Below are 4,288 nucleotides of genomic sequence, written 5' to 3'. Positions count from 1 at the left end.
CTCGTGGCCACTGCCCCCGCTGAGTCGAAGCCGGCGCACGAAGGAGGTCACTGACCGTCATGGCCGAGACCGCTCACGCACTCCCGCTCGACCCGCTCGAGCCCCGGGACCTCGTCGCGCCGCACCACGACGACAAGTCCCTCAATGAGACGCTGCTGGACCATGTCTGGCGCAAGCCCGGCAAGGGCTGGTTCATGATGCTGGGCATCACGTCCGCCGCCCTGGGACTGCTCGTCATCGGCGTCACCTACACCCTGGCGCGCGGCATCGGCGTGTGGGGCAACAACCAGCCGGTGGGCTGGGCGTTCGACATCGTCAACTTCGTCTGGTGGGTCGGTATCGGCCACGCCGGTACGCTCATCTCCGCCATCCTCCTGCTCTTCCAGCAGAAGTGGCGCACGAGCATCAACCGCTTCGCGGAAGCCATGACGCTGTTCGCCGTCATGTGCGCCGGCCTGTTCCCGCTGCTCCACACGGGCCGTCCCTGGTTCGCGTTCTGGCTGTTCCCCTACCCCAGCACCCTGGGCGCGTGGCCGCAGTTCCGCTCGCCGCTGGTGTGGGACGTGTTCGCCATCTCGACGTACCTCACGGTCTCCGCGCTCTTCTGGTTCGTGGGCCTCATCCCGGACCTGGCCGCCCTGCGTGACTCGTCCAAGACGAAGCTGCAGCGCACCATCTACGGTCTGTTCGCCCTGGGTTGGCGCGGCTCCGGCCGGCACTGGCACAACTATAAAATCGCCTACCTGCTGCTCGCCGGCATTTCGACGCCGCTGGTCGTGTCCGTGCACACCATCGTGTCGTTCGACTTCGCCGTGTCGCAGATCCCCGGCTGGCACGCGACCATCTTCCCGCCCTACTTCGTGGCCGGCGCCGTGTTCAGCGGCTTCGCGATGGTCATCACGCTCATCGTGCCCGCTCGCAAGTACCTGGGCCTCCGGGACGTCATCACCGACCGCCACCTGGAGAACATGAACAAGGTCATCCTCGCGACGGGCCTCATCGTGTCCTACGGGTACATGATGGAGCACTTCATCGCCTGGTTCTCCCAGAACCAGTATGAGATCTGGACCTTCTACGTGAACCGCGCCACCGGCCCCTACGCTGGCGTGTACTGGCTGATGATCGCCTGCAACGTCATCACCCCGAACATCTTCTGGTTCAAGAAGTGCCGCACCAGCATCCCCATCATGTGGGTGGCCTCCATCGCCGTGAACATCGGCATGTGGTGCGAGCGCTTCATCATCATCGTCACCTCGCTGAGCCAGGACTTCCTGCCCTCGTCATGGGACATCTACCGCCCCACGTGGGTGGACTGGTCCATCTACATCGGCACGCTGGGCCTGTTCGGTACCCTGTTCCTGCTGTTCCTGAAGTTCGTTCCCGCCGTCGCGGTGAGCGAGGTGAAGGAGCTGCAGCTCGAGCTGAAGCACGCAGCCCACGCCGCCAACGGCCACCACGGCACGGATTCCGCCGCGGTCACGCACGGAGCGCACTAGCGTCATGGAAGCCAAGGTCCTCGATTCCTGGGTGTTGGCGGAGTTCGCCACGCCGGATGCCCTCGTGGATGCCACCCGGCAGATGCGCGAGAAGGGCTTCCAGGGCATGGACACCTATTCTCCGTACCCGCTGCACGGCGGGTCGGAAGCGCTGGGGTTGCCCCCTTCGCGGGTGCCCTTCATCGCCCTGGGTGGCGCGCTCACCGGCATGGTCACCGCGCTCGCGATGCAGACGTGGATGAACACCATCGACTACCCGCTCAACATCGGCGGTCGTCCGCTGCTGAGCCTCCCGGCCTGGGTGCCCATCACGTTCGAGCTGACCGTGCTCTTCTGCGCGTTCGGCATCGTCTTCGGGCTGCTCGGCCTCAGCAAGCTGCCCCAGCCGTATCACCCCGCCTTCGAGTTCGAAGGCTTCCGCAGCGCGTCCACGCACGGCTACTGGCTGAGCGTGCCCCACCCCACGGGTCAGGACGCGACGGACACCACGAACCAGTTGAAGTCCCTGGGCGCCACCCAGGTGACCGTCGTCTCGGGAGAGAACGAATGAGGTGGCTCATCCCCGCCGCGGGGCTCGCCGCGCTCACCGGCTGCAACGTCAGCAGTGAATTCCTCCAGCGCATGGAGACCCAGGCCAAGTACGAGTACTACGAGGCCTCCGAGTTCTGGCCGGACGGCCGCGCCATGCGCGTGCCCCCCGCCGGCACCATTCCGCGCGAGCGCCCCGTGGGCAACCCCGGCATCAGCACCGGCCGGGCCAACGGCATCGCGGTGACGAACGTCCCCATGACGGTGGACAAGCCGCTGCTCGCCCTGGGTCAGAAGAAGTACAACATCGTCTGCGCGCAGTGCCACGGCGTGCTGGGCGACGGCAACAGCATCGTCGCGGAGAACATGGCCCTGCGCCTGCCGCCGTCGCTGCTGGAGCTGGCGGACAAGCCCGCAGGTCACTTCTACACCGCCATCAACGAGGGCTACGGCATCATGCCGTCCTTCTCGGGTGAGCTCGACACGCGTGAGCGCTGGGCCGTCGTCGCCTACGTGCGCGCGCTGCAGGCCGCCCGCAGCACCCCCGGGGCGCAGCCCGTCCCGCAGGAGAATCGATGACTGCCATGGAGCGCTACACCGGCACGCCCAAGTTGATGGTGCCCGCGTTCGGCCTGGGTGTGGTGGGCCTCGTGCTCACCGCCGTGGGGTTCTTCATGAACCCCGAGGCCACCAGCTTCAGCTACCTGCTGGGCTTCACCTACTGGGTGGGCATCAGCGTGGCCGCCCTCATCATGCTGGCCATCTTCCACACGGCGAAGGCCAAGTGGCTCATCGTCCTGCGCCGCGCCATGGAGACCATGGCCGTGTCGGTGCCCGTCTTCGCGGTGCTCTTCCTGGGGCTCATCCCGGCGCTGAAGTACCTCTACCCCTGGTTCCCGGGTTCGCCCCTGTTCGCGAACATCCACGGCGTGGAGGTGGAGCACCTGGCCCACAAGCAGCACGGCTACCTGAACCCCACGTTCTTCGGCATCCGCCAGGTCATCTACTTCGCGGTGTGGATCTTCGTGAGCACGCGCCTGTACGGCTGGAGCACGAAGCAGGACGAGTCCGGCGGGCTGGACCTCACCGTCAAGCAGCGCCGCTTCTCCCCCGGCGCCCTGCCCTTCCTGGCGCTGACCATCACGTTCGCGTCCTTCGACTGGCTGATGAGCCTCACGCCGATGTGGCAGTCCACCATCTACGGCGTCTACTACTTCGCGGGCAGCTTCCTGGCCGCCTTCTGCATGCTGATGCTCATCACGGTGAACGCCCAGGGCAAGGACCTGTACGGCAGCGTGGTCAAGATTCCGCACTACCACAACCTGGGCAAGCTCATGCTCGCCTTCACGGCGTTCTGGGCCTACATCGCCTTCTCCCAGTTCCTCCTCGTGTGGATCGCCAACATCCCTGAAGAGGCCCCGTGGTACGGCCTGCGCATGTTCGGCCCGTGGCGCAACCTGTCCATCGCGCTGTTCTGGCTGCACTTCGTGCTGCCCTTCTTCACGCTGCTGTCACGCACGCTGAAGGAGAAGCCCCGCCTGCTGGCGGTCATCGCGGTGTATCTGCTTCTCATCCACGCGGTGGACCTGTACTGGCTCATCTGGCCGGCGTTCTCCGGTGAGGCCGGTCCGACGTTCCACTGGACGCTCATCACGGCGTTCGTGGGCGTGGGTGGAGTCTCGGTGGGCTACGCCCTGTTCCGGGCGCGCGGCCGGTACACGCTGCCGGTGAAGGACCCCTACATCGCGGAGTCCCTGAGGTACGTGCAGCCATGAAGAAGACCCAGTCCGAAATCGAGTCGCGGGTCATCGTCGGTGCGCATGGCGTCGCGGCCGAGGAAGACCACATCGTCATGGGGAAGGTCGTGGGCGTCGGTGTTGGCGCCATGGTCCTCTTCTTCGTGGGCGCCGTGTGGGCCTGGCGCATCCAGGTCGTCACCATGGAGGAGGCCCAGCCGAACGGTCCTCCGCCCCGTCCCGCCGCGGTGGGCCAGTACGAGATTGGCATCGTGAACCAGCGCCTGTTCGAACAGGACTGGCGCGCGGTGGAGAAGCTGGGCGGCCAGCAGCAGGCCGTGAAGAACGGCTGGGGCGACCAGCCGGGCATCACGGCCCACAAGACCATTGACCAGGCCATGGACCAGGTCATCGCGTCCGAGGCCGAGAAGGCCCGGCAGCCGGCCCCGACGCCCGCTCCCGAGCCGGCGCCCGCGCCGCAGACCCCGCCCCCGGCGCCCGCGCCGAAGAAGTAGGCTCCACCCGCCC

At 66.6% G+C, this 4,288-nt stretch carries 5 protein-coding genes; all 5 read left to right on the top strand.

Going from position 1 to position 4,288, the window contains the following annotated elements; all coding sequences use genetic code 11:
- Nucleotides 1-59: 59 nt before the first annotated feature.
- Genes nrfD through D7X74_RS40050 form a run of 5 tightly spaced genes read left to right on the top strand, consistent with a single transcriptional unit; the run spans nucleotide 60 to nucleotide 4,275 of the window.
- The gene (gene nrfD / locus D7X74_RS40070) at nucleotides 60-1,496 is read left to right on the top strand and encodes an NrfD/PsrC family molybdoenzyme membrane anchor subunit (RefSeq protein ID WP_120538200.1); all 1,437 of its coding nucleotides are present in this window, start codon (nucleotides 60-62) and stop codon (nucleotides 1,494-1,496) included.
- Nucleotides 1,497-1,500: 4 nt separating this feature from the next.
- Nucleotides 1,501-2,046, top strand: coding sequence for a DUF3341 domain-containing protein (locus tag D7X74_RS40065; protein WP_120538199.1), 546 nt, complete (start codon nucleotides 1,501-1,503; stop codon nucleotides 2,044-2,046).
- Nucleotides 2,043-2,603: a cytochrome c gene (locus D7X74_RS40060; protein ID WP_120538198.1), complete on the top strand. Its 561-nt coding sequence runs from the start codon at nucleotides 2,043-2,045 to the stop codon at nucleotides 2,601-2,603. Before D7X74_RS40065 ends, D7X74_RS40060 begins: the two co-directional genes overlap by 4 nt.
- Nucleotides 2,600-3,799 carry a hypothetical protein gene (locus tag D7X74_RS40055; RefSeq protein ID WP_120538197.1) on the top strand — a complete coding sequence of 400 codons (1,200 nt, stop codon included), beginning with the start codon at nucleotides 2,600-2,602 and terminating at the stop codon, nucleotides 3,797-3,799. Before D7X74_RS40060 ends, D7X74_RS40055 begins: the two co-directional genes overlap by 4 nt.
- Nucleotides 3,796-4,275, top strand: coding sequence for a hypothetical protein (locus D7X74_RS40050; protein ID WP_120538196.1), 480 nt, complete (start codon nucleotides 3,796-3,798; stop codon nucleotides 4,273-4,275). Before D7X74_RS40055 ends, D7X74_RS40050 begins: the two co-directional genes overlap by 4 nt.
- The last annotated feature ends 13 nt before the right edge of the window (nucleotides 4,276-4,288 follow it).

The organism is Corallococcus sp. CA047B, assembly GCF_003612065.1.
GTDB classification, from domain to species: Bacteria; Myxococcota; Myxococcia; order Myxococcales; family Myxococcaceae; genus Corallococcus; species Corallococcus praedator.
The sequence above is the reverse complement of the archived record's forward strand: the minus strand, read 5'-3'. Positions and strand labels throughout refer to the sequence as shown.

Excerpts from the sequence above, each read along its gene's own strand:
- D7X74_RS40065 (WP_120538199.1), top strand. The coding sequence starts at position 1,501 with ATGGAAGCCAAGGTCCTCGATTCCTGGGTGTTGGCGGAGTTCGCCACG.
- D7X74_RS40050 (WP_120538196.1), top strand. The coding sequence starts at position 3,796 with ATGAAGAAGACCCAGTCCGAAATCGAGTCGCGGGTCATCGTCGGTGCG.
- nrfD (WP_120538200.1), top strand. The coding sequence starts at position 60 with ATGGCCGAGACCGCTCACGCACTCCCGCTCGACCCGCTCGAGCCCCGG.
- D7X74_RS40055 (WP_120538197.1), top strand. The coding sequence starts at position 2,600 with ATGACTGCCATGGAGCGCTACACCGGCACGCCCAAGTTGATGGTGCCC.
- D7X74_RS40060 (WP_120538198.1), top strand. The coding sequence starts at position 2,043 with ATGAGGTGGCTCATCCCCGCCGCGGGGCTCGCCGCGCTCACCGGCTGC.